The sequence below is a fragment of the Lysinibacillus sp. FSL K6-0075 genome, assembly GCF_038592945.1.
GTDB lineage: Bacteria > Bacillota > Bacilli > Bacillales_A > Planococcaceae > Lysinibacillus > Lysinibacillus fusiformis_F.
Map to the genome: position 1 here is coordinate 868,942 of NZ_CP151947.1, position 25,572 is coordinate 894,513.

Genomic DNA, 25,572 nt, shown 5'->3' on the forward strand with positions numbered 1-25,572 from the left:
ATGAATGGTCAATCTACTCTTGAAACAAATGGAACAAACTCGTGAGATGATGATTCGCTCAGGTGTAGAAAACGGGTTGCAAAATGCAAAAACCATTCAACTGAGTCGCAGATTAGATCAGTTAATGAATACTTATTATAGACAGATGGCATTTGAAGAAGAAAAAGACCAAGAAGACTAAAAAGATTGTTCCAGTATTCAGGGTAAAAACATTTTAACATATATGTTTAAAATGCATTTCAATGGGGAATAACTTACTATGAACACAGCAACATTCTCATTTCCCCCTTTAGAGCAGTGATCCCCCAATCACTTGCTCTCTTTTTTTTGCTTATTCGGTATATATGCCTTACATATAAATTTTAGTACAAGTTGTGGGAAGAGTTTGAATTATTTCATTCATTCACCTAAACTGAAAAGATATAGAGTTGAACTCTCACTGAGAGTGCATACATTCTAAAACAAAGGAGCATGTACATATGACAAAGAAACGTATTGCATTTATTGGAACTGGTGTAATGGGTGCTAGTATCATTAAGCATTTATTAAAAAATGGTCATGAAGTAACCGTCTATACGCGTACGAAAGAAAAAGCAGAGCCTCTTGTTGCTTTAGGGGCGTCATGGGCAAGCTCGCCTGCGGAAGCATTTAGAAATCATGAAATTGCCTTTACAATGGTAGGCTATCCTTCAGATGTAGAGGAAGTATATTTTGGGGAAAATGGCCTTTTCCAAACAGCTGAACAAGGCAACATTGTCATTGATATGACAACTTCAGAGCCATCCTTAGCAATTAAAATTTATAAGCATGCTCAATCGATCGGTGTTGAGGCTTTAGATGCCCCTGTTTCTGGTGGCGATATTGGTGCACAAAATGGTACTTTGTCTATCATGATTGGTGGCGATCATGATACATATGACAAGGTATTGCCAATTATGAAGCAATTTGGAGGAAATATAGTTTATCAAGGTGAAGCAGGTGCAGGGCAGCATACAAAGATGTGCAATCAAATTGTCATTGCTTCTGGTATGATTGGGGTGTGTGAATCATTAGCTTATGGACTAAAAGCAGGATTGGATTTACCTACCGTATTACAATCGATATCGTCAGGTGCAGCAGGGTCATGGTCTTTAAGTAATTTGGCCCCACGCATGATGAAAGAAGATTTTACACCAGGCTTTTATATTAAACATTTTGTAAAGGATATGAAAATAGCTTTAGATGAGTCAAACAGAATGGGCATCACATTACCTGGACTAGCGTTAGCCTATGAAATGTATGAGAAATTAATCGCAGAAGGCTATGGTGATAATGGTACACAAGCACTCTTAAAGTATTATAAATAGTTAACGATTCAATTATGGATAGAAACCTGAAGCCCCCTTATAAATGGGAGACTTCGGGTTTTTTTATTTACTCTTTACCAAAAAGTTGAGAATCTAAGGAGAAGCTAGATGCTCCTGCTAAAGCAAAGTAAAGAGCGATGGCTCCTAAAGCTAAATCTAATTCATAACCAGCCAATCCATCAGCTCCGATAAAGCCGATACTAAGCTTTGCTGTAAAGATAGCCACGATCATTGTAATGGTTAGTAAAGCACCAAAAATTCTTGTTGCTAAACCTAAAATAATAGCAATTCCACCGACTAATTCAATAATCGCCACGATATACGCCATAAATCCTGGTATACCTAGACTATCAAAGAAGTCAGCTGTATAGCTGATACCGCCTTGGAATTTTTGAAAACCATGCACGGCAAAAATAATGCCTAGAACGACACGTAAAATAGTTGAACCAATAGTTTGCATAATAGAGTAACTCCTTTTCTTTTACTTACAATTCGTAACTTAGTTTATTTTTAAAAATAACTTTTGTCAAGTAACTTAATGTTTTTTTAGAACAGGTTTTTTAAAAAAAGTGATATACTGTTAAATAGGAACTAATTACAAAAGGGGGTTAGTCATTTGGATCAAAAAAATATTTGTCCACGTTTTGAAAAAGCACTCATGATATTAAATCATCGGTGGAATACCCTACTTATTTATCAGCTACTGGATGGTCCACAAAGGTATTCAACCATTAAAAATCAGCTGAATATTAGTAGTCGTGTATTAACGGAACGTTTAAAGGAGTTAGAGACTGAGCAAATTGTGCTACGTACAGTAATTCCATCCACGCCAGTCGTCATTGAGTATGAACTTACGGAAAAAGGTTATGCTATTGCACCTGTGCTAAAAGCCATTGAACAATGGTCCTCTGAATGGGTGACGATAGATATAGAATGATAAAAAGGTATTCAAGCGAGGGGCTTGAATACCTTTTTATCGTGTTGAAAAATAAATAATCATTAGAATTTTTGTGAAAGGTGAAAATGGATTTCCGTTGCAAGCTACTGCTCCATACAAGGGCTCGCCTATCTCGCTATCCCACGAGAGTCAAGTAGCCTTCCGCTTCACCCCCCCAAAATGTAATTTTTTTAGCAAAGGTTTTCAAATAATGTGAAGGTGTTCACTCCTCTTTATGGAGGGGGGTGTCATTACACATTGAAATAAGAGCCTATCCTCTCTCTAATCATATAAATAATGGGCTATTTTGTTCAGGAGAAGACACTTTTACAGAATGGTTGATTGGAGCGGAGCCAGCGTCACTCCTAGGGGATTTTAGCGTTACAGGTGAGACCCTGGAGCGAACGCAAGTGAGTGAAGCGGCTCATCGGACGCCCCCTGGAAAGGACGCTGGCGGAACGGAAATCAACCACCTTTTTTTGATTTACACGGAAAACGATGGGAAACGAGTGTTCAAGTATCGACCATTTGGCAGTTATTTTTCAGTGAAATTACTGTTATATTGTAAATAATATTAATTTTCTTTAAAAAAAGGTATTTTTTATTACAGAGAGAAATTAATTGATTATTATAGAGAATGGAGGGGAGGGTTTTATGAAGAAGAGTACAGCAATAGACGTACAACATCGAAGTCAATTAGCCATTTATTTATCTTTGCCGATACTTTCATGGGCATTTTATGATTTTGCGAATACAATTTTTTCTTCAAATATAAATACAATATTTTTCCCGTTTTACATGGATGAGGTTTTAGGAACGAATGAAGTCATGCAACAAGTTGCGAGCACCTTTATATCCTATGCAAATGCCATTGCAAGCTTGTTACTCGTTATCTTTTCACCACTTTTCGGTGTTTGGATTGATAACACAGGTTATAAAAAGAGATTTATTGTATGGTTTGCATCCATATCTATTCTGTTTACGTTTATGATGGGCATATTTGCGAATGTACAAACCAATGTCAATTACTCTGGTGTGCCTCTTAGTTTGTTTTTGGTAGTTGCAAGTTTTGTTATAGCAAAATTTTTCTTTAATTCAAGTTTAGTATTTTACGATTCCATGATGGGAGATTTAGGGACAAAAGAAGAGATGCCGCTTATCTCAGGGTATGGTGTTGCCATCGGCTATCTTGGTACACTTTTTGGATTACTTGTTTATTTGTATGTTGGTAATAGCGATTTTCATCGAGCATTTATTCCAACGGCCATCCTGTATTTACTCTTTTCATTGCCATTATTCTTAATTAATAAAGATACACCGATTCCAAAATCACAGCGGAAATCCTTAAAGTTTTTAGATGGTTATAAAGAAATCATTCAAACATTTAAAGAGATGAAGCAATATAAAGCAATCTTTACCTTTATGATTGCTTATTTCTTTTTAAATGATGCCATTGCTACAACGATTGCCATGATGGCTGTTTATGCGACAACAATTGTTGGCTTTAGTTCTGGGCAATTTATCGTTCTTTACTTGGTATCTACGGTGTCCACAATAATTGGTTCCCTTGCATTTGGTTATATTACGAAATCAATAGGAGCTAAACGTGCTATAACGATTGTTTCGCTTATTATGATTGTTGCGTTGGTATTCGCTGTTTTTGCCACAGCACAATGGATGTTCTGGCTTGCTGGTAGTCTATTTGGTATATCTCTTGGATCAATGTGGGTAACATCTAGGACATATATTATTGAATTATCACCAAACGAGAAACGTGGACAATTTTTTGGCTTATTTGCCTTTTCAGGTAAAGTGTCATCCATTATCGGACCAGCAGTATATGGAACCGTTACATTGTGGATGAAGGATTATGGTACTCTTGCTAGTCGCGTAGCTTTATCAACATTGATTGTTATGACTGTAGTTGGTCTATTGGTACATCTAAAAGTTAATGATAAAAATGGAAATAGCAAGTAGGAGAAATGTATTGCCTATGATACAATTGAATTATAAACAGATGTAGAGAAAGGAGCGGGGTTGCATTGGAACATAAAGGAATATTATTAGAAAGTGGCACAAATGAGCTAGAGATCGTTGAATTTGAAGTAGCAAACAATAAATTCGGTATCAATGTGATTAAAGTAAAAGAAATTATTCAACCGATCCCAGTAACATTTATCCCACACGCGCACCCGCATGTAGAAGGAATCATTCAATTACGAGGTGAGGTATTACCTGTTGTAGATATGCTACGAGTATTAGGGATTCAAGGTGCTGAGCGTAATCCACAACAAAAATATATTGTGGCAGAATTTAATAAACAACGTGTCGTTTTCCATGTAGATAATGTAACACAAATCCATCGTATTTCTTGGAATCAAATCGAAAAGCCTTCGGATATGTATCAAGGAGGAACATCACAAGTAATTGGTGTGATTAAACAGAATGAACAAATGATTCTATTACTAGATTTCGAAAGAATTATGGTGGACATCAATCCTGCTTCAGGTATTAGTGTAGAATCTGTTAAAAAGCTCGGCAAACGTGAGCGATCTGGAAAGCGAATTTTAATTGCAGAAGATTCACCGTTATTACGTAAATTACTATTCGACACGATGAGTGAAGCTGGTTATGACAACGTTGAATTCTTTGAAAATGGTCGCGATGCTTATGAATACTTAGAGGGAATTGCAAATAGTGGTAGTGATATAGCTGAGCATATTCAATTGGTGGTAACTGATATTGAAATGCCGCAAATGGACGGCCACCATTTAACACGAAAAATCAAAGAGCATCCCGATCTTCAAAAGCTTCCTGTCATCATTTTCTCAAGTCTAATTACGGATGATCTTCGTCACAAAGGTGATCAAGTAGGGGCAGAGGATCAAATAAGTAAGCCAGAAATTGCAGAGCTCATTTTACGTGTTGACCAACTTATTCTGTAAACACCATGGCTTACATGATACTTCACAATTTTAATAATGGGTATCCTGCAAGTATAAATAAATGAAAGTAAAGTCGGATGCCTTAATTAAGAGGGTCCGACTTTTTTGTATATGTCCAAATATTATGAACAAAATAAATTGTAGATGCTTGAAGGATGTGATTATTTGAATGAATTAAAAACAGCTATTATTGATATCGGCTCCAATACTATTCGATTAGTATTATATCAATATGATAATGATGAGGGACTTCGAGAGCTTGGAAATATTAAAACGGTAGCACGTTTGCGTACATATATACAGCCCTCAGGAGAGATGTCTGAAGAAGGTATTCAAGTGTTATCAGAAACTTTATTAACATTTAAAGCCATGCTTGAGGATTTTGAAGTAACCGATGTGAAAGCTGCTGCGACTGCTGCTATCCGACAAGCCACTAATCGAGATAAAATTATTGAGGAAATGAAAGAACGAACTGGTATCCAAATTGAGCTTTTATCAGAAGAGAAAGAAGCCTATTTTGGCTACGTTGCTGTTGCCTATTCCATGGGGACGAAATCGGCCGTGACGATTGATATCGGTGGTGGTAGTACCGAAATTACGCTGTTTGAAAATAAAGAAATTCAGCAATCACATAGTTTTCCTTTTGGGACAGTTTCTTTAAAGCAACGTTTTGTAAAAGGTGACATTATCAATAGTAGTGAAAAAAAGGAGCTCATTGCCTTTGTAAAAGAGCAATTCCAAACACTCCCTTGGATCCAGAATGTTGCTTTACCTATTATCGCCATTGGTGGTAGTGCGCGGAATATAGCGCAAATACATCAACAAAAGCATGATTATCCTATTGCCAGTGTTCATGGTTACGAAATGAAAAAGGGAAGTTTGGATGATTTAAGCTTATTTTTAGGGCAATTAAGCTTTCAAGAATTGAAACAATTGGATGGGCTGTCATCTGATCGTGCAGATATCATTGTACCTGCATTAGAGGTATTTAGAGTGTTGATGGAGGTAGTTGGTAGTGAGTCATTTCAACTGACAAAGCGAGGTTTACGTGAAGGTCTCATTATTCAACGGATTTTGCAAACAGATGCACAGGCATTTGATAAATACAATGTGTTTGAAGGAAATGCTAGAAGATTAGCACGTCAATATGGTCGGAGTGAAATGGAAGTTGATTACTTAATGCATTTGGCAGATCAATTGTATCGTGAATGTTGTCATTTAGGGTGCTTGCATTATAACCCAGAAGATTTACATTTATTAACAAAGGCTGCGAAGGTTTTTAATATAGGAGAGTATATTGAACTGAGCTCTTCAAGCCAACATACCTTTTACTTAATTGCGAATCAATCCATTGATGGTTTAAATCATTTAGAAAAAGTAAAACTAGCACTTCTTGCCTCCTATAAAAATAAGGATTATTTCGAACGATTTGCTGCTCCATTTGCAACATGGATGAGTCGAGAGGAATATCGCAAAATACGAGATTTCGGAGCGTTATTAAAATTTGTCTATGCATTAAATGTTTCAAAGCGCAATATCGTACATGCTATTGAGATGCACACGGAAGAAGATCATGTTCAGCTTGATATTTATGTAAAAAAGAATGCTGAGGCTGAAAAGTATCAAGCCAATCGACATAGGAAGCATTTAGAACGTGCATTAAAAATCCCAATGAAAATCAATTTTATTGAAGAAGGGTGGAACAATGGATGACAACTGAAGTAACGAAAAACGAGCTACATGAGGAAGAGTTTTCCGAAAACTACAATTTATTGTTAGAGGAAATTGCAAAGCCTCAATACTACAATAACCGCGAATTAAGCTGGCTTGCCTTTAATGAGCGAGTGTTAGAGGAAGCAGAGGATATTAATAATCCTCTGCTAGAGCGTTTAAAATTTTTAGCTATATTTAGTTCAAATTTAGATGAATTTTTTATGGTGCGTGTTGCAGGATTACAGGACCAAGTACGCGCTGGTTTTCATAAGCCCGAAAATAAATCTGGATTAACACCGAAAGAACAGCTGGCTAAAATCGCAGAGCGTACACAAGCATTAGTTCGTCGACAAACTGAGGTATATCGACATTTAATCTACGATTTACTGCCACAACATAATGTACATATTGCGGACATGAAAGATTTAAATAGCACGCAAAAATCATTTATCAATGAAATGTTTACAGAAACTATCTTCCCAGTTTTAACACCTGTGGCAGTGGATGCATACCGTCCTTTCCCAACTTTGCTAGGTAAAACCTTAAATTTACTAGTACTGATAGAGCAGGATGAGACAGATCTTGAAAGTCGTGAAAAAGTGGCGATTGTCCAGGTTCCATCTGTTTTAGATCGCTATATTAAAGTACCATCTGAAGAAGGGAAAACAGTTGTTGTTTTATTGGAGGATGTAATAGTAGCTCATATTGAAAAACTATTTTATGGCTATAGTGTAAAATCAGCGCAAGCCTTCCGTTTAACAAGAAATGCGGATTTAACTATCCATGAAGAGGGTGCTCGAGATCTTTTAGTGGAGATCGAGAAAGAGCTGAAAAAGCGAAAATGGGGAGTAGGTAGCCGTTTAGAAGTTCGAGTTGGAGAAATGAACGAGGAAGTGCTGCAATACTTACTAGATGAATTTGAAATAGAAGAATCCGATGTATTCCATATTGATGGACCGTTGGATTTAACATTTATGTTCTCTTTTGTCAAAGGTATTTCTGTAGGTCGTGAGCATCTAGAATATGAAAGCTTTATCCCACAGCCACCTTTAGATTTACAGTCAGACGAAAATATTTTTGAAAAAGCACTTCAACAAGATATATTTTTCCATCATCCATATGAATCGTTTGCCCCTATTGTTGATTTTATTTCTGAGTCAGCTGTCAACCCGAATGTGTTAGCAATAAAACAAACATTATATCGAGTAAGTGGGAATTCGCCGATTATTCAAGCGTTAAAGCTTGCCGCTGAAAACGGTAAACAAGTAACAGTATTAGTTGAGCTAAAGGCCCGTTTCGATGAAGAAAATAATGTACACTGGGCAAAACAATTAGAACAAGCGGGTTGTCTTGTGATTTATGGTATGAATAACCTAAAAACACACTCCAAAATCACACTAGTTGTTAGTCGTCGTCATGGCAAAATTGAACGTTTTGTCCATCTGGGTACAGGAAATTATAATGATGCTACTGCAAAAATCTATACGGATATGGGCATAATAACTACAGATAAAGAGTTTGGCATTGATGCGACAAATTTCTTTAATTACTTAAGTGGCTATACAGAAAAGCCTACCTTTAATCATTTAGTCGTGGCACCATTTGATATACGAGATGAGTTTATTCGTTTAATGGATGAGGAAATTGCCTGTCATAAAAAATATGGTAATGGTTTTATTCGTGCAAAAATGAATTCACTAACCGACAAGGATTTAATGATGAAGCTTTATGAGGCTTCGATTGCAGGTGTAAAGGTGGAGCTTATTATTCGTGGTATATGCTGTATTAGGCCAGGTATCCCAGGTATTAGTGAAAACATTACCGTAACAAGTATTGTTGGTCGTTTCCTTGAACATTCTCGTATTTATTGGTTCCATCATAATGGGGAAAACAAAGTCTATTTATCCTCCGCAGATATGATGACACGCAATATGATTAAACGTGTAGAGATTTTATTCCCTGTATATGCAAGTGAAGCAAAAACTCGTATTATTGACATAATGAATGCACAATTAATGGATACTGCCAAAGCACGTATTCAAGACTCTAATGGTAAGTATCATTACAAAGAGTTTGATCGCAGCGAAGATCCATTAAATAGCCAGGAAATTTTCTTGAAGGATGCATTAAAGCCTACGCTAGATGAAGAATAGAGCAAACACGCTACTTAGTGAGGGATAGAATGAAAAAATGTAGAGAAAGTGTAGCGCCATTTGCAGATTATCAACAGCTCATACAACTGAATCCATTTGATGCAGTCGCTTGTTTGAGAAAAGTTGATACGACAGCGTTTGAGGTCGTTGAATTTAATGAAAAGCTATCGTCATTGATTGAGCTGGAGGATATAACAGCCAAAAACGCGGAGAACTTTTTTACAAAGCAATGCTGGCTGCAATTGTCAGAACTTCTAAATCAAGAATTCAATAAACAGCATGTCCTAAAATTAGGTACTGGTCTTCAAGAGAAAACATTCGTGCTTCATGTTCAGCACTTTTCTGAATCAATGGTTGCCATTATTCTTCGAGCAACACCATTTGAAGAGAAGCCCTATTTACAATTCATTGAACAACATGTAAGTCCAGTGTTAACGGCAGATTTACAAGGTCGAATCATTCATCAAAATATTGCTGCTACTGCTCTACTATCGAGAGAGCAGCACAGTCTAATTGGACTAGATATTTTTTCATTATTAGAAAGTAAATATCTTAATGAATTCAAATTATTATTTACTAAAACAATTGAAGGTTCAGCGTTTGGCATGCCTAAATGTTTATTAAAGGGTCAATTGCTTAGTAAAGAGCCCTTTTATTTAAGAACGCATCCAACGTACTATAATGGTGAAGTTGTAGGTGTACACTTATTTGTTAAAGATGCTAATTCATTTATGAATGATCACGAAGCATTCTATTACCTAGCGCTGATGGACGAATTAACAGGTATTTGGAATCGAAAAGCTTTTAAGGAACATTGGCTACAACATTTAAATGATAAAAAACAGGAGCATAAGCAAGCAGCCCTTATTTTAGTTGACATTGACCGTTTTAAAAAGTTTAATGAATCCCTTGGTGAGAGCAAGGGAGACGAGTTGATGCGTATGTTTAGTCACAGGTTACGGGAGCTTTGCTACTCAAAATGTTCGCTATACCGATATAATAGTGATGAATTTATATTTGTACTAAAAGATGCAACTATCCAAAAAATTGAGCGAACTGCTAACTTGATCATGGACGTATTAAAACAGCCTTTTATGATAGATGGACAGGAATATTTTATTAGCGTGTCGATTGGGATTTCACTTAGTCCAGCAGATGGTAAAGATATCGAGACACTTGTACGGAAAGCAGATAAAGCTTTATTTTCTGTTAAAGAACATGGTCGATCGCATTACCGCTACTACCGTGAAGATATGACAGCCATTTTTCCAAATGAAGCATTGATGGAGGCACATTTACGTAGAGCGATCGAATTTAATGAGCTTAGTCTCCATTTACAACCGCAAATGGATTTAGCAAATAATAGCATCAATAGCTTTGAAGCATTACTGCGTTGGAATAATCGTAAATTTGGTTTTGTATCACCTGCACAATTTATTCCTATTGCAGAAGCCTCAGGTTTAATTATTGAAATCGGTGATTGGATTATTGATGAGGTATGTCGTTACCAAAGAGAATGGCAATCGAAGGGATACCGTCCTGTACGTGTTGCAGTCAATATATCTCCAAAACAGTTTAGAAAAGAAAACTTTGCGCGAAAAATTAAAACAGCTTTAAAAAAATATGATGTTCCACCTGAATTATTAGAAGTAGAAATTACCGAAAGTTCTATGACAAACGTTCATGAAACATTTTCGATACTTACAGAACTGAAGCAATTAGGTGTTTATGTATCAGTGGATGACTTTGGTACAGGCTATTCCTCCTTAAGTTATCTCAAGCGTTATCCAATTGATATTATTAAAATTGATCAGTCATTTATTGCAGATATAGCAAAGGATGACAAAAATGAAGCCATCATAAAGGCCATTATTTCAATGTCTCATAATTTAGGATTAGAGGTCATTGCAGAGGGTATTGAAGAACCAATACAAGTCGATTTTCTTAAACGTCATCGTTGTCAAAAAGGGCAAGGCTATTTGTATAATAAACCATTACCCGTTGAAACCATTGTACAACAATATTTTGTCAGCTAGAAAACAGGTAGCACTTTCATCGCAAAATAGATGAAGTGCTACTTTTTTATTTGTCGTTTTTAAGACCATTTAAGACAATTGCCGTAAATTGGGCCATCTCAGAGGCGAGGTCAAAATCTTCACTATGTATTAACCAATCATAAACATTGGCACGCATACAACGCTGAATAATTGATTGTATGGTAGTGGCAGATACATCTTGTCTAAATTCGCCTTGTTGAATGCCTTCCTCGATATATGTGTTCATTATTTGAAAAATCTTACGTTGGGGATTAATTAAATAATGATCCTGTTCTACTTGGTTTGTCATGGCAGCGGTATATACTGTACGTAATAAATCCTTTCCCACCACATTTGTTAAATACTTCATTTGCTCTTGATACACTAATAGTATTTTTTCACTTGCTGATAATGTACCATCAATCTTTTTTTCAACCGTACTATAAAAATGATCAAGTTCCATAAATTTTTCTAAAATAACATCATATTTAGATGGGAAATGTGTATAAAATGTACCCTTTGAAACATTGCAAGCCTTCGTAATTTGTTCAACAGATACATGTTCATAACCATATTTATTAAATAAATCTAAAGAGGTTTTCAATAATTTTTCACGTGTTTCCAATGCCTTTTTCTGTCTGCTTGTGAGTGCTCCCATTGTCAACTATTACCTCCTATATTAAGTATTGTGAAATATTTTCCATAAAAAATATTCTGAAAATATCGAATTTTTAATTGACGAGATGGATTTCTATTGATTATGATTTAATTGACCGAAGTCAGTGACCGCGGTCATTAAAATATCTTGTTATTAATGTTACTTTAAAAAATGAAAGTTGGCTAGTGCATCATCAAGCTTTTCTGTTGTATTTTCAAGAATTGGGGGAGGTCACAATGAAGGAAAAATTAGGTTTTATCGGCTTAGGGAATATGGGTTTACCAATGTCTATTAACTTATTAAGAGCAGATTATGAGGTGTATGGCTTCGATACAAATACAAAGGCAATGGAACAATTCGTAGCAGCAGGTGGTATCGGTCTTGAGACAGCTATGGATATTGCGAAACAATGTGATATTATTATGACCAGTTTGCCTACCCCTCACGTTGTAGAATTGGTTTTTCAATCCGAGCAAGGAATTTTACAACATGCAAAGAAGGGAAGCCTACTGATTGATTTTAGTACTGTTAATCCCGAATTGAATGATACGTTACATTCAGAAGCTAAAGCTTTGGGATTACGTTATTTGGGAGCACCTGTCAGTGGGGGTGTAATTGGGGCTGTCAATGCGACATTAACCATTATGGTTGGTGGTGACACAGATGATTATAAAAGTGCTGCTAAAATATTCGAAATAGTCGGGAAAAATGTTTATCACTTGGGCACATCTTCAAGTGTAGGAACGCGAATTAAATTACTCAATAACTTAATGATTGGCTTTTACACAGAGGCGGTCGCTGAAACAATTGTACTTGGCGAAAAAATGGGTATTCAGGCAGACACCCTATATGAAGTCTTAAGTAATAGCTATGGGCAAAGCCGTATTTATGAACGCAATTATGTGGAATATATGAAAAATGATAATTATGAGCCAGGCTTTTCGACAAATCTATTATTAAAAGATTTGAAGTTAGCTAAGGAAATGGCAGATGAAGCTGGCGTATCTCTGCGAATCGGTGAAAAATTGGTGGATCTTTACAGTGAAATTGCTCAGCAGGGCTATGGCGAAAATGATATGTCTGCTGCTTATTTAAGCTTAAAAGAAAAATGTAAACTAGAACAATTTTAAGAGGAGGAAATGGATATGACAACAGCGCAAGAGGTTAAAACATTAACACATTTTATTGGCGGTAAATTGGTTGAAGGGAAAAGTGGCCGGTTTGGGTCGGTATTTAATCCAACAACAGGTGAAGTCATTGCTAAGGTTCCCCTTGCAACAGTAGAAGAAACACGAGATGCAATCGAGCAAGCTCAAGCAGCATTTCCAACTTGGCGTGATACATCAGTGGCTAAGCGTGCAGAAATTGTGCTAAAGTTCCGTAACCTTGTTACTGAAAATATGGAGGAGCTATTACAAATCATTTGTACTGAAAGCGGTAAAACGATTGAAGATGCCAAAGGTGAAATTACACGAGGACTTGAATCTGTCGACTTAGCCATCGGTGCGCCTCACTTAATGAAAGGAGAATACTCTGTTAATGTTGGAGGTCAAATAAATGCCTATTCTGCAAAATATCCATTAGGGGTTGTGGCGGCAATTTCTCCATTCAATTTCCCAATCATGGTGCCTCTAGCACAAACGAGTATGGCCATTGCTGTAGGAAATGCGGTTGTTTTAAAGGCATCAGAGCGTGTGCCAATGACAGCATTGTATGTTAGTGAGCTGTGGAAGAAAGCTGGGTTGCCTGATGGCATTTGGACAGTGATCAATGGTGATAAAGATGCGGTCAACGAACTTTTAGAAAACCCAACTGTGCAAGCGATTTCATTCGTTGGATCAACACCAGTAGCAAAGTATATTTATGAAACAGGGTCAAAATATGGAAAGCGTGTAACAGCACTTGGTGGTGGTAAAAATAATATGGTCGTGATGCCAGATGCTGATCTTGAACAGGTAGCTAATGCCTTTATTGGAGCAGCTTATGGGGCAGCATCCCAGCGTTGTATGGCGATATCTACCATTATGCCTGTAGGAAAAGATACTGCAGACCGTCTAGTGGAGATCCTGAAGGAAAAGATCGCTAATCTAAAGGTAGGCCCATATACAAACCCTGATTCAGATTTTGGCCCTGTTATTTCTCAACAATCAAAAGAAGCAATACTTGCTGCAATTGATCGAGGAGAAACAGAAGGAGCTTCAGTAGTTTGCGATGGACGAAAACTTGACATTGTCAAAGAGTCTAAAGGATTTTATGTAGGACCTACATTATTAGATCATGTAAAGCCAGGCATGGAAGTTTATGAGCAAGAAATATTTGGCCCAGCTCGTAATGTTGTTCGTGTTGAGTCATTGGAGGAAGCTATTGCACTTATAAATAAGCATGAGCTAGGTAATGGTGTCACAATCTTTACCAATGATGGACTAGCAGCTCGAAAATTTACAACAGAAATTGATGTTGGCATGGTAGGTGTCAATGTACCAATTCCTATTCCAGTTGGCTATCATAACTTCGCTGGTTTTAAAGGCTCTCGTTTTGGCGAGGGGCATATGTTTGGCCCAGATCAAGCACGATTCTTTACAAAAACAAAGACAATTTCAGAGCGATGGATGGCAGGCAATGCATCCACAGCATCAACATTTGCATTCCCTAGCAATAACGACTAATAAAACCAAGAGCTGTAGAGACATACAGCTCTTTTTCTAAAAAAGAGGGAGGGATGTAGTTTGCAAGGAAAAACGGTTTTTATTACAGGGGCAGCTCGTGGTATCGGCCTTGCCATGGCACAAGCATTTGCTGAGCAAGGAGCTAATGTAGTGATTACGGATAAAAATGAACAGCTTTTAGAGGAAGCCGTCTCACAAAACCCCTCTTTAACTTCCTTTATATGTGATGTGACAGAAGAACAAGCCATACGAGAAGCCATTGATTTTACGATTAAAAAATTCTCAACATTAGATATTTTAATCAATAATGCAGGATTTCAACATGTATCGCTTATTGAGGATTTTAAGACAGAAATTTTTGAGGCTATGCAAAAAGTAATGGTGGTTGCCCCATTTGTGGCGATGAAGTATGCGTTACCACATATGAAGAAAAATCAATTTGGTCGTATTATCAATATGGCATCCATCAATGGCGTGATTGGCTTTGCTGGTAAGGCTGGTTACAATGCAGCAAAGCATGGTGTAATTGGACTTACCAAGGTAACCGCACTTGAGGTGGCCACGGATGGAATCACGGTTAATGCCATCTGTCCGGGGTATGTTGATACGGAATTAGTACGTAATCAGTTTATGGATTTAGCAAAAACACGAGGTATTCAAGTGGAGGAAGTACTTGAACAAGTGTTATATCCACTTGTACCGCAAAAACGTTTACTTGATGTCTCGGAAATTACAGGGCTTGCATTATATTTAGCAAGTGATGTAGCAAAGGGGTTAACCGGTCAAGCCATTCTATTAGATGGTGGCTATACAGCTCAATAGCTTAGGAGGGAAAATATGATTCAAACAAAAACCATCTTTACCGTTCATTCACCAGGAACGATTGTGTATGGTCGTGATTCATTTGAAGAAGTAGGAGAGTATGCAAAAAAACTAGGCTCCAAGGCATTAATTATTAGTGACCCAATCATGGACGGCTTAGGCTTTGTCAAGCAATGCTATACGCTGTTAAAGACCCAAGGGATGGAAGTCGTTTCATATTTAGGGGTGACAACAGAGCCGGTTGATACGTATGTAGCAGAGGGCTTGCAGCTTTTGCAGAAAGAAAACTGTGATGTCATTATATCTGTTGGTGGTGGTAGCTGTATTGATACGGCAAAGGCGATTGCAGTAGTGGCTACAAACGGCGGCTACATAGGAGATTATATGAAAATGGCAAAGGTTGCAGCTTATCCGCCAATTCCACACATTGCGATACCAACGACAGCGGGTACAGGCTCTGAAGCAACAGATGCAACTGTTATTACCAATACAAAAAGTGATGTAAAAATGATGATTAAGCAACCAGCTTTTATGCCAACTATTGCGATTGTGGATCCTATTTTAACGATTACTTCACCTCCTGCAATTACCGCAGCAACGGGAATAGATGCATTGAGCCATGCCATTGAGAGCTATTTATCGCGCTTAGCTCACCCCTATTCGAATGTGCTGGCCTTATCTGCCATGGAATTAATCGTTAATAACATGATAAAGGTTTATGAACATGGGGATGATGTTGATGCGAGGGAAGCCATGTCATTAGGTTCGATGCAGGCAGGGCTGTCATTTTCAAATGCTTCTGTTGCCCTCGTACATGGAATGTCGCGTCCGATTGGTGCACTTTTCCACGTACCACATGGCATCTCCAATGCGATGCTTTTACCAGCTGTACTAGACTATTCAAAAGAAGCTTGTATAGATCGATTAGCAGATTTAGGACAGTTTTTTAATAAAACAAAAGAAAGTTTATCACAAGAAGAGCTTGCTCAGCTTGCCATTACGTCCATTAAAGAAATGTGTAAGCATATGAAGATAGGCAATTTAAAGCAATGGGGAATAGAGGAGCATGCTTATTATCAGGCCATACCTAAAATGGCTGAGGATGCTCTTGCAAGTGGTAGCCCTGGGAATAATCCGAAGATACCAACCAAAGAAGAATTAATGGAGCTATACAAAATGGCCTATACGTATGAGTTTTAATAATATAAGAGAGCTATTCAAACTAATGAATGGCTCTCTCTATGTTGTTGGAAAAAGATCATGTCACTAGTAGAAAAAGACCTTTTGGCAAGGCGAGGGGGTGATTTCTGTTCCGCCAGCGTCCTTTCCAGGGGGCGTCCGATGAGCCGCTTCACTCACTTCCGCTCGCTCCAGGGTCTCCTCTGTGACGCTAAATCCCTTAGGAGTGACGCTGGCTCCACTCCAATCAACCATTCTGCAAAAGTGTCTTTTCCTCTTTCATACTAGCAGTAGGGAACAAAATCGCCCATTATTTGTATGATTAGAGAGAGGATAGACTCTTATTTTCAATGTGAAGAATTATTAATCACAACAACTATCAATAAAATGAGTAGTGGGCACTTTCAATTTATTTGTGTGGATTAATGCGGAAGGCTGCTTGACGCTCGCCCACAGGAAAGCAAGTAGCCTGCAACGGAAATCCATTTTCACCTTTCACAAAAATTCTATTGATGGTTTTGTTTTTCAACACTATGTAGGGAGCTGTTCAAACTAATGAATAGCTCTCTTATATTTTTTTAGAAAATAAACTAGCAATCTATAGAATTAATATGACATATTCGAGAATATATAGTAAAATTTTAGTGAATCATCATTCATTTTTAACAAAGGGGGAAATGGAATGTTGCAAGGGAAGACTATTATTATTACGGGTGGATCAAGTGGCATGGGGCTGTATATGGCTAAGCAATTCGTCACTGAGGGAGCTAATGTTGTCATAACGGGACGTAACGAAGAACGATTAGCAGAGGCAAAGAAATTTATAGCGGAGGCTGGTCCCTCTATCGAGACATTCCAAATGGATGTACGCGTACCTGAGCATGCTGAGGCTATGCTCGCATTTGCTGTAGAAAAATTTGGTCAAGTGGATGGGCTTGTGAATAATGCTGCAGGTAACTTTATTGTACGTGCAGAAGATTTATCACCGAATGGCTGGAAGGCTGTCGTGGATATTGTATTAAATGGTACATTCTACTGTTCTTCAGTAGTCGGCAAGTATTGGATTGAGCATAAAATCAAGGGGTCTATATTAAATATGGTGGCGACTTATGCTTGGAATGCGGGCGCTGGTGTGATCCATTCTGCTGCGGCCAAAGCGGGGGTACTATCATTGACAAGAACGCTAGCTGTCGAGTGGGGAAAACAGTATGGAATTCGTGTTAATGCGATTGCACCAGGTCCAATCGAGCGTACTGGTGGAGCCGATAAGCTTTGGGAATCAGAAGCAGCGGCAGCTCGTACACTAGATTCTGTTCCGCTAGGTCGTATAGGAACACCGGAAGAAATTGCTGATTTAGCTACGTTTATGATGTCTAACAAAGCAAGTTATATGAATGGAGAATGTGTGACATTGGATGGTGGGCAGTGGCTCAATCAATATCCATTCTAAAAATGTTTGCATAACAGAGAGCTGGGTTGACGCATACTAAGGGTAAAGAAAGGAGTTTTGCCAATGGGTATGTGGTTAATACCAGCAATTATTGCCATTGTGATCATTTCTGCTATTTCGTTTGTCTATACGCTAAAAATAGCCAAAATGACTTCTGAACGGAAATCTGAAAATGATACCCCGATTTCAGAAACAGTTGAAGAGTATGCAACGATGTTGAACCCAATTGTTTGGGTCTATGCAATTTTTTTGCTTTTTTTAGGAATCATGATTTTTTATTACTGGAGTAAGGCTGGCTACTAGATAGAAACCATCTTCATTCAGTCATAAAAAGCTTGACTGAATGAAGATATACTAAGTTTTTGCTGTATGGGCTAAAATAATTCATTGTTCGTGAAAAACTCTTCTCGGCCTGGTCATGGTCATACATAGAAAAGTTGTGATATGATGAAAGGGAAGGACTGTTCTACACAGTGAGGACAGAAAAGGAGAAGAAGTTCATGATTTCAACTAACAGCAAAGACTTATTAGCAATGCCAATTAGTGAGTTTATCATTTCCTCTGAAAAAGTTGCGCATGTACAAATTGGAAATAGTGCGGAACATGCACTCCTTGTACTAACACGTACAGGGTACTCGTCCATACCTGTATTAGATTTGAAATATCGACTTCAAGGTTTACTAAGCATGAAAATGATTACCGAATCGATTCTTGGACTTGAGCATATAGAATATGAAAAGCTACCTGATATTAAGGTTGACACTATTATGGAAAAAGAGATCGCTGTATTAAAGCTGACGGATACTTTCCAGCGTGCTTTGGATTTAGTCATTAACCACGCTTTTTTATGTGTAGTGGACGAAGATGGTACATTTGCAGGGATATTAACAAGACGTGTTATTTTGAAGCAATTGAAAAAATATATTTATCAAAAAGAGTAGTAGCTTAAGAGGGAACTCAGATGAAAATCATGAGGCCCTCTTTGCTTGTATTGGAGGTTTATTGTTTGATGGCAACAGAAGCAGAAATTTTAAAAATTTTAGCTGAAGAACGTAATATGCGGAAAGCAGCAGAACGTCTATTTTTATCCCAACCAGCCCTTTCACAACGATTGCAAACGATTGAAAAAGACTGGGGTGCACAGTTATTTATTCGCTCACAGAAAGGTCTTACAGCAACACCCGCTGGCGAACAGGTGATAGCCTATGCAAAGGAAATGCTGGCTAAAAAGGAAGAGATTTTTGAAACCATACAATCCTTAACAACAAAAGTAAATGGGACATTGAAAATTGCCTGTGCATCGATCGTTGGTCAAAACTGGCTACCAAAAATCTTGAAGGATTTTGTAGCAAAATATCCTGAGGCTAAAATATCCCTGATGACGGGCTGGAGTTCTGAAATTGTGAAAGCACTTTATGAGGGCGAGGCACATGTAGGCATTGTACGAGGCCAGGTTGACTGGAAAGGAGAAAAGATCCACCTTTTCAGAGATACTCTATATTTAGTGGACAAAGAGGTTAAAACAATTGAAGATGTGTTAAAGACAGACCGTCCATTTATTCAATATAAGAGTGATTCCAACTATTATCAAGAAATTCAACAATGGTGGCAGCAGCATTTTGCTTCAAATCCTAGAAAACAAATTTTAGTGGATCAAATTGAAATTTGTAAGCAAATGGCTTTAAATGGTATCGGTTATGCGATCTTACCTTCTATTACGTTAAATGACCACGACGGCATTCATAAAATACCTCTGACAAATAATGAAAAGGAATTTGGACTTACACGTGATACTTGGCTAATTGGCTACGAATCCTCCTTTGAATTGAGACAGGTAGAGGCTTTTGTTGAAGTGGTGCAGGATCATGCACGGTGTTTGTTTGATTATACTAAATAGAAAATCAGGCAGCTCTAGGTTGTTTTGGAGCTGCCTTTTTGCATTGTAGAATTCTTAAGAGTTTATGAATATTCATGAAGATATCATAAGAAATGGAACAAAATGCAATCTAAATCGTATAATTATGTAACCATCTATTTACATAAAAAGGGGTTGAGCTTTTGAAAAAGACAAAATGGACGGCACTGACCTTACTAGTTATGCTTGTAATGAGCTTTATCTTGCCTACAACACAGGCGAGCGCTGCTGCTACGCTAGAGGTCAAAGCAACAGCAGGTATTTCAGGAAAAGCGAAATATCAATCAGTAGTGCCACTACAAGTTACAGTGAAAAATAATGGAGCTGACTTTTCTGGAGATATGGCGATCAATTCAGCCAACTCTTATGAGGCTGCTTCAGCACTCGTCGTTCCAATTGATATAGCAGCAGGAGAGGAAAAGACATTTACTTTCTATCTAAATGGTTTAGCTGACTATAGTTATTCGGACACAGATTTATTTGCCTTTTATGAGGGAAACATTGAAAAAGGAAAAAAGATTGCCTATAAAGGAACAAAGCGTCTGCAATCAAATTTTTTAGATCCCTCATCAACATTCATTTATACATTAACAGATAAAAGTGATCGACTTTCAGCGCTATTACGTTTATCAACATTTGTAGCTCAAAGCAATGTGGAAGTATTCAATATCAATCAATTAAAAGATTATACACTTCCAGAAGATTCACAAGGACTTGCTATGGCCAATGTTATTGTTGTAGATGAAGTGGCGATTGCTGATTTAACACAGAAACAACAAGAAGCATTACTTAAATGGGTACAAGATGGTGGTACCTTACTTCTAGGTGCTGCTGACCAAATCGATGCAACTGCAGGTATTTTTAAAGAATATTTACCTTTGTCATTATCACAAGAAATGACTTCGATTTCTGCAGAAGCTTTAACTAAACTGTCAGGAGGCGGCATTTTTACTCAGCCGATTTCGATTTACTCAGCTACTAGTAGTGAAGGAAGCTTACCTGTATTAACAGAAAATAATGCAGTGTTAGCAGCAAAGAAAAAAGTGGGTAGCGGGGAAGTTATTCAAACAACCTTCTCTTTAGGTGATCAACCACTCGCTTCTATGGATGGCTATGCAGCACTTTTAGCTAAAGTGATCAATATTCAAAGTATTTCACAGCAAGGGATGATGAGACAGGGGCAATCTCCTCTCGATCAAATCTCTTATGAGCTTCGTAACATTAACGAATTATTTCCATCCTTCGAAGTATCTGTGAGCTATATGCTAATTGTCATTATTCTTTATATTTTAATTATCGGGCCAATGCTTTATTTTGTCTTGAAAAAAGCGGACAAGCGTGAGCATGCATGGTGGATTATTCCGTCCATCTCTGTTGTCCTTTCCATTGTTCTCTTTATTGTCGGAGCGAAGGATCGTATTGTTCAGCCACAAGTGCAACAATCTGCATTCTATAAAGTAAATGAAGATAGTAGTGTAAATGGCTATTATGTAGAGTCCATTCTAACGAATCGCAGTGGGGATTTTGTAGTCAATGCTGATCAAAATACAACTGCCGTTGCATTAAGAAATTACAATAATTTCACAGGCACGATGGGGCCATTACATGAATCTTCCTATATAAAAGAAAACGCTAGCGGTTCAACGCTAACATTACGTGATTTAAGCTACTGGTCTGTGCAGTCCTTTGGTGGAAAAACATCAGCACAAAATATTGGCAAGATGGATATAGATATAACACTGAAAAATGAAAAACTAACAGGAACAGTTAAAAATAATTTCCCGTTCGCATTAAAAGATGTCACATTAATCTCTGGTGTGAAAGAAGTAAAACTGGGTGATATTGAAGCAAACGGAACATTACAGATCAATAAGGAACTGAAAACAACGGTTCTTCAAAAACCATCTATCTTCAATAATTATAATTATAGTTACCCATCGAAAAAGGGTGAGGTAGACCCAATGCGTATTGAACGAATGAAAACATTAGCATTGCCGCTTGTAGAAAATGATAAACAGCCAATACTTACTGCTTGGACAGATCAAGCTATTGTAGGGGTTGAATTAGAAACAAGTGCCAATATGTCACCGATTACGATGCTTGTTCAGCCATTTAAAGGAAAAGTAGAGCTATCAGGTCCATTTACAATGAAGCGCAACAACTTCTCGTATACAGTAGAGCCACTATCAGCAAATGGGTATTATGAAAAGATCGAGGAAGAATTGAACAAATGGTACCTATCTGAAGGGTTGTACGAAGTAACGATGGCCATGCCAGATCAATTTATGGATGTTATTAAATCATTTAATGAGCTGACAATTTCTAATAAGGATGTCGCACGTATGCAGCTTTCCATTTGGAATAATGAAACGAATGTATATGAGCCATTGGTTGATACAAAGCAAGTGTTTACTGATAAAATTTCAACTTACTTTAATCAAGAAGGAGAGCTTCGCATTGAATTAAAGTATGGTCCCGATCCATCAGGGGAACAAACGAAGTTACCAGACATAGAGCTGAAAGGAGTGGCAAAATAATGATTGAAATTCGTGATTTAACGAAACGGTATGGCTCCTTTACAGCACTAGATCATTTAAACTTATCTTTAGAAGAAGGCGTTGTATTTGGATTTGTTGGCGCCAATGGAGCAGGTAAATCAACAACCTTCTCTATTTTAGCTACACTATTGTCACCGACTTCAGGTGATGCTCTAATAAATGGCAAAAGTGTAGTGAAGGAACCAAAAGAAGTTCGTAAGCAAATTGGTTATATGCCCGATTTCTTTGGTGTATATGATCAGTTAAAAGTAGATGAATATTTAGATTTTTATGGAGCGAGCTACGGTATCCAATTAGCAGAGCGTCAAGTGTTAATTCCACAACTATTAGAACTAGTGAATTTAACAAATAAACGCTACGAATATGTTGATTTATTATCACGTGGTATGAAGCAACGCTTATGTTTAGCCCGTGCACTTATCCATGATCCAAAGGTTTTAATTCTAGATGAGCCAGCATCAGGACTAGATCCACGTGCTCGTGTGGAAATGCGAGATATTTTACGGAATTTAAAGTCCATGGGAAAAACAATTTTAATCTCGTCGCATATTTTGCCAGAACTTGCTGAGATGTGTGATGAAATCGGTGTTATTGATAATGGTAAATTAATTGCGCATGGCAATGTAGCTGCGATTCAGGCTCAGCTACAGGGAGAAAAGCGTATTGTATTGAAAGTGACAGATCAACTGGATGCAGTACGTGCATTTTTAGAGGAAGATCCTCAAATTTCATCTCTTGATGTCATCGACAATCGTTTAGAAATAGCCTTTAATTATCGAGGAACAGATGTAGAGCAGGTGGCATTGCTGAAAAAGGCGATGCTTGCCGATTTACCGATTTATGCTTTAAGTGAAGAAGAGAAGGATTTAGAGGATGTCTTTATGGCGATTACGAAGGGAGCGGACAATCAATGATGGAAAGATTTTATAATCCAGTACTTGTAAAAGAATTGAAGTTACGCTTCCGTTCTTTTAAAAGCTTTTCAGGTTTAATGTTTTATTTAGCAGTATTGTGTATTTTCATTGCAGGGTTTTTATTGCTTACAACTGAATTTACTGGCAGGGGCTTCTTTAGACCAGAGACAAGCTTTATGATGTTTGCTGTGCTAACCATTTTACAAATGGCATTAGTTCTTTTCATTACACCAAGTTTGACTGCAGGTGCCATCAGTAGTGAGCGCGAAAAGCAAACATTAAATATTTTATTAACAACGACACAAAGTTCTACACAAATTGTTGTTGGAAAATTACTATCTTCTGTAGCATTTCTAGTATTGATGCTGGTAGCGGGATTGCCACTATATAGCTTAGTGTTTCTATTCGGTGGTGTGTCGCCTTCACAGCTTATTTCTATATTTTTATTCTATTTAGTCACTGTAGTAGCCATTGGTAGCATAGGCGTGATGTTTTCCACAATTACAAAAAGAACCATTGTTGCCATGATTGCCACATATGGCTCAATCATTTTCTTGGGTGGTATTACAGCATTCTTCTTCTTTTTAACAATGGCCTTTCATCAAATGGGCAACACCATTGGAACAGGTACCTCCTTTATGACCTATTTCTGGGCGTCTATTAATCCAGGTGCTTTGATGCTGACACTTATCTCTCCGGAAATGGGAGATGGGCTTAGCGAACTTTCAGGCGTGAAATTACCTGTTTGGATTACCTATTTAATAGCGTATATCTTGATTATCGTTTTATGCCTAACAATCGCCATTAAAAAATTACGTGCCAACATGAAAAGTAATCGATGAGGAGGAATAGTTATGGAGCGTCGTAAGCAATTACGAAAATATATTCAGCGTGCAAAATCGAGATTAACTCTTGAAAGAAGCATTCCCATTGCACAATACGGTTTGTTTTTGGCATTGCTTTCGAGTGCTTCTCTCGTACTTATTTCTCGACTATTTGTTTGGCCCTATTATCGTCAAATAGCGTTAGGAGTTTTCATTACTGTTATTGTTGCAACCATTGCTTATATATGGTGGAAACGAGTCAACGAGAAAGAGGCTTTGCACACACTCGATCATTATTTTTCACATAATGAATTAGTGACAGCATTATCATTTAAAGATGATCAGGATCCTCTTGTTCAATCACTATTATCGAAAGCTATGCAAAATGCTGAAAAAGCTTTTGCAGATTTCAAGGCTCGAAAGAAAAATCTATTTCGTCCTCAGGCATTTATTGGACTATTTAGCACAACAGTTGTACTAGCCATTCTTTATATGTTCCCAGCAGCTACACAAATCGAAGCAATAGAGGTTGAAAAGGAGCAGGCTGTAATTGAAGATATGAAGAAGGAAGTTGCTGAACTAGAGAAAAAGGCTGAAACAAAAGAAGTAAAAGAGCAATTGCAAGAACTTCAAAATACTTTAAAAGAGGCTGAAACAGCAGAAGAAGCTTTACGGGAAGTTGTGAAGAAGCAAAAGGAGTTAGCTCTAAAGGAGCAGCAATTAAAAGATAAGCAAACGGCTAGCCAAGATGGAGCTGCCGAAGGACAAGGCTTGTCGAAGGAAGAAATTGAGCAGCTAGAAGAGCTTGCCCAAATGCAGCAAGAGCTCACAGAAAATGCAAATGCTACACAAACCGCTATGAGTAAACTTGGTAAACCAGCGAGTAACTCCTTACAAAATGCGATTGCCAGTGCCAATAATGCAAACAGTCACAATCAAAATAATCAACAGTCATCTGGTAATGCCCAGCCCAGCAATCAACAAGGTCAGTCTAGTCAGAATAATGCTCAAAACGGTTCTCAACAGCAAAATGGTAATAGCCAGGGTCAAGGACAAGGCCAGGGTCAAGGGCAAGGGCAAGGGCAAGGTCAAGGTCAAGGGCAAGGCCAGGGTCAAGGCCAGGGTCAAGGGCAAGGACAAGGACAAGGACAGGGTCAAGGCCAAGGTGGTCAAGGAGCAGGGAGTGGCCAAGGCAGTCGGAATTTGTTAACGACACCGAATCGAATTGGTGGGTCTAGTGAGACATCCGTAGATGGTGGTGCATTAGGAGACGGTTCTCATGTATCCGAGCAACAAGGAAATGGCCCGATAACAAAGGGTTCTATTCGACCTTATGAGGAAGTAATTGGCTCTTATAAAGACAGCTATTTAGAGAGTTCAGAGCGTTTGCAATTACCGAAGGATTTACAAAATGTCGTGCAATCTTATTTCACGTCAATTGAGTCGCAGTAGGAGG

22 protein-coding genes are annotated in these 25,572 nt (G+C 37.8%); 20 read left to right on the plus strand and 2 right to left on the minus strand.

The features are described 5' to 3' along the window. The first annotated feature begins 4 nt into the window (after nt 1-4). Nucleotides 5-181: an aspartyl-phosphate phosphatase Spo0E family protein gene (locus MHB65_RS04025; RefSeq protein WP_004224595.1), complete on the plus strand. Its 177-nt coding sequence runs from the start codon at nt 5-7 to the stop codon at nt 179-181. A 298-nt stretch (nt 182-479) separates the two neighbouring features. Then, the gene (locus tag MHB65_RS04030; RefSeq protein ID WP_342442570.1) at nt 480-1,346 is read left to right on the plus strand and encodes an NAD(P)-dependent oxidoreductase; all 867 of its coding nucleotides are present in this window, start codon (nt 480-482) and stop codon (nt 1,344-1,346) included. A gap of 67 nt (nt 1,347-1,413) precedes the next feature. Here the strand turns inward: MHB65_RS04030 and MHB65_RS04035 are convergent, their stop codons facing one another. Continuing rightward, on the minus strand, nt 1,414-1,806 hold the full coding sequence (locus MHB65_RS04035; protein WP_342442571.1) for a DoxX family protein: 393 nt from the start codon (nt 1,804-1,806) through the stop codon (nt 1,414-1,416). Between the two features lie 156 nt (nt 1,807-1,962). Between MHB65_RS04035 and MHB65_RS04040 the strand changes: the two genes are divergently transcribed. The 6 genes from MHB65_RS04040 (at nt 1,963) to MHB65_RS04065 (ending at nt 11,130) form a co-directional block, all read left to right on the plus strand. After that, nucleotides 1,963-2,283, plus strand: a complete 321-nt coding sequence (locus MHB65_RS04040; protein WP_016992449.1) for a helix-turn-helix domain-containing protein — start codon at nt 1,963-1,965, stop codon at nt 2,281-2,283. A 654-nt stretch (nt 2,284-2,937) separates the two neighbouring features. Continuing rightward, nucleotides 2,938-4,260, plus strand: a complete 1,323-nt coding sequence (locus tag MHB65_RS04045) for an MFS transporter (protein WP_342442572.1) — start codon at nt 2,938-2,940, stop codon at nt 4,258-4,260. Between the two features lie 65 nt (nt 4,261-4,325). Continuing rightward, complete coding sequence (locus MHB65_RS04050; RefSeq protein WP_205441546.1) at nt 4,326-5,228, plus strand: chemotaxis protein; 903 nt, start codon at nt 4,326-4,328, stop codon at nt 5,226-5,228. Between the two features lie 165 nt (nt 5,229-5,393). Continuing rightward, on the plus strand, nt 5,394-6,941 hold the full coding sequence (locus MHB65_RS04055) for a Ppx/GppA phosphatase family protein (RefSeq protein WP_342442573.1): 1,548 nt from the start codon (nt 5,394-5,396) through the stop codon (nt 6,939-6,941). Further along, entirely contained in the window at nt 6,938-9,094 is a 2,157-nt protein-coding gene (locus MHB65_RS04060) for an RNA degradosome polyphosphate kinase (RefSeq protein WP_342442574.1), read from the plus strand. The genes MHB65_RS04055 and MHB65_RS04060 overlap by 4 nt, the downstream gene beginning before the upstream one ends. 29 nt (nt 9,095-9,123) lie before the next feature. Next, entirely contained in the window at nt 9,124-11,130 is a 2,007-nt protein-coding gene (locus MHB65_RS04065; protein ID WP_342442575.1) for an EAL domain-containing protein, read from the plus strand. A 46-nt stretch (nt 11,131-11,176) separates the two neighbouring features. Here the strand turns inward: MHB65_RS04065 and MHB65_RS04070 are convergent, their stop codons facing one another. Then, nucleotides 11,177-11,788, minus strand: a complete 612-nt coding sequence (locus MHB65_RS04070) for a TetR/AcrR family transcriptional regulator (protein ID WP_342443695.1) — start codon at nt 11,786-11,788, stop codon at nt 11,177-11,179. 236 nt (nt 11,789-12,024) lie between these two features. Here MHB65_RS04070 and MHB65_RS04075 point away from each other — a divergent pair, with 236 nt between their 5' ends. The 12 genes from MHB65_RS04075 (at nt 12,025) to MHB65_RS04130 (ending at nt 25,568) form a co-directional block, all read left to right on the plus strand. Then, entirely contained in the window at nt 12,025-12,918 is an 894-nt protein-coding gene (locus MHB65_RS04075) for an NAD(P)-dependent oxidoreductase (protein WP_205441553.1), read from the plus strand. Between the two features lie 15 nt (nt 12,919-12,933). After that, nucleotides 12,934-14,454, plus strand: a complete 1,521-nt coding sequence (locus MHB65_RS04080; protein WP_342442576.1) for a CoA-acylating methylmalonate-semialdehyde dehydrogenase — start codon at nt 12,934-12,936, stop codon at nt 14,452-14,454. Nucleotides 14,455-14,514: 60 nt separating this feature from the next. Further along, nucleotides 14,515-15,276: a 3-hydroxybutyrate dehydrogenase gene (locus MHB65_RS04085; RefSeq protein ID WP_342442577.1), complete on the plus strand. Its 762-nt coding sequence runs from the start codon at nt 14,515-14,517 to the stop codon at nt 15,274-15,276. A gap of 15 nt (nt 15,277-15,291) precedes the next feature. Beyond that, nucleotides 15,292-16,476: an iron-containing alcohol dehydrogenase gene (locus tag MHB65_RS04090; RefSeq protein ID WP_342442578.1), complete on the plus strand. Its 1,185-nt coding sequence runs from the start codon at nt 15,292-15,294 to the stop codon at nt 16,474-16,476. 661 nt (nt 16,477-17,137) lie between these two features. Then, complete coding sequence (gene fadH / locus MHB65_RS04095; protein ID WP_342442579.1) at nt 17,138-17,905, plus strand: 2,4-dienoyl-CoA reductase; 768 nt, start codon at nt 17,138-17,140, stop codon at nt 17,903-17,905. 63 nt (nt 17,906-17,968) lie between these two features. Then, nucleotides 17,969-18,208, plus strand: coding sequence for a hypothetical protein (locus tag MHB65_RS04100; protein WP_048391979.1), 240 nt, complete (start codon nt 17,969-17,971; stop codon nt 18,206-18,208). Between the two features lie 197 nt (nt 18,209-18,405). Then, nucleotides 18,406-18,846, plus strand: a complete 441-nt coding sequence (cbpB, locus tag MHB65_RS04105) for a cyclic-di-AMP-binding protein CbpB (protein ID WP_205441563.1) — start codon at nt 18,406-18,408, stop codon at nt 18,844-18,846. 68 nt (nt 18,847-18,914) lie between these two features. Next, nucleotides 18,915-19,802, plus strand: a complete 888-nt coding sequence (locus MHB65_RS04110) for a LysR family transcriptional regulator (protein ID WP_205447275.1) — start codon at nt 18,915-18,917, stop codon at nt 19,800-19,802. Between the two features lie 161 nt (nt 19,803-19,963). Next, nucleotides 19,964-22,357, plus strand: coding sequence for a hypothetical protein (locus tag MHB65_RS04115; protein WP_342442580.1), 2,394 nt, complete (start codon nt 19,964-19,966; stop codon nt 22,355-22,357). Further along, complete coding sequence (locus MHB65_RS04120; RefSeq protein ID WP_205441567.1) at nt 22,357-23,292, plus strand: ABC transporter ATP-binding protein; 936 nt, start codon at nt 22,357-22,359, stop codon at nt 23,290-23,292. The genes MHB65_RS04115 and MHB65_RS04120 overlap by 1 nt, the downstream gene beginning before the upstream one ends. Continuing rightward, nucleotides 23,289-24,134: an ABC transporter permease subunit gene (locus MHB65_RS04125; RefSeq protein ID WP_342442581.1), complete on the plus strand. Its 846-nt coding sequence runs from the start codon at nt 23,289-23,291 to the stop codon at nt 24,132-24,134. Before MHB65_RS04120 ends, MHB65_RS04125 begins: the two co-directional genes overlap by 4 nt. 12 nt (nt 24,135-24,146) lie before the next feature. After that, on the plus strand, nt 24,147-25,568 hold the full coding sequence (locus MHB65_RS04130; protein WP_342442582.1) for a hypothetical protein: 1,422 nt from the start codon (nt 24,147-24,149) through the stop codon (nt 25,566-25,568). Nucleotides 25,569-25,572: the final 4 nt, after the last annotated feature.

Bases quoted from the DNA above. Each gene is read 5' to 3' on its own strand.
- MHB65_RS04025 (WP_004224595.1), top strand. From the start codon at position 5: ATGGTCAATCTACTCTTGAAACAAATGGAACAAACTCGTGAGATGATG.
- MHB65_RS04030 (WP_342442570.1), top strand. From the start codon at position 480: ATGACAAAGAAACGTATTGCATTTATTGGAACTGGTGTAATGGGTGCT.
- MHB65_RS04035 (WP_342442571.1), bottom strand. From the start codon at position 1,806: ATGCAAACTATTGGTTCAACTATTTTACGTGTCGTTCTAGGCATTATT.
- MHB65_RS04045 (WP_342442572.1), top strand. From the start codon at position 2,938: ATGAAGAAGAGTACAGCAATAGACGTACAACATCGAAGTCAATTAGCC.
- MHB65_RS04060 (WP_342442574.1), top strand. From the start codon at position 6,938: ATGACAACTGAAGTAACGAAAAACGAGCTACATGAGGAAGAGTTTTCC.
- MHB65_RS04065 (WP_342442575.1), top strand. From the start codon at position 9,124: ATGAAAAAATGTAGAGAAAGTGTAGCGCCATTTGCAGATTATCAACAG.
- MHB65_RS04070 (WP_342443695.1), bottom strand. From the start codon at position 11,788: ATGGGAGCACTCACAAGCAGACAGAAAAAGGCATTGGAAACACGTGAA.
- MHB65_RS04075 (WP_205441553.1), top strand. From the start codon at position 12,025: ATGAAGGAAAAATTAGGTTTTATCGGCTTAGGGAATATGGGTTTACCA.
- MHB65_RS04080 (WP_342442576.1), top strand. From the start codon at position 12,934: ATGACAACAGCGCAAGAGGTTAAAACATTAACACATTTTATTGGCGGT.
- MHB65_RS04090 (WP_342442578.1), top strand. From the start codon at position 15,292: ATGATTCAAACAAAAACCATCTTTACCGTTCATTCACCAGGAACGATT.
- fadH (WP_342442579.1), top strand. From the start codon at position 17,138: ATGTTGCAAGGGAAGACTATTATTATTACGGGTGGATCAAGTGGCATG.
- MHB65_RS04100 (WP_048391979.1), top strand. From the start codon at position 17,969: ATGGGTATGTGGTTAATACCAGCAATTATTGCCATTGTGATCATTTCT.
- cbpB (WP_205441563.1), top strand. From the start codon at position 18,406: ATGATTTCAACTAACAGCAAAGACTTATTAGCAATGCCAATTAGTGAG.
- MHB65_RS04110 (WP_205447275.1), top strand. From the start codon at position 18,915: ATGGCAACAGAAGCAGAAATTTTAAAAATTTTAGCTGAAGAACGTAAT.
- MHB65_RS04120 (WP_205441567.1), top strand. From the start codon at position 22,357: ATGATTGAAATTCGTGATTTAACGAAACGGTATGGCTCCTTTACAGCA.
- MHB65_RS04125 (WP_342442581.1), top strand. From the start codon at position 23,289: ATGATGGAAAGATTTTATAATCCAGTACTTGTAAAAGAATTGAAGTTA.
- MHB65_RS04130 (WP_342442582.1), top strand. From the start codon at position 24,147: ATGGAGCGTCGTAAGCAATTACGAAAATATATTCAGCGTGCAAAATCG.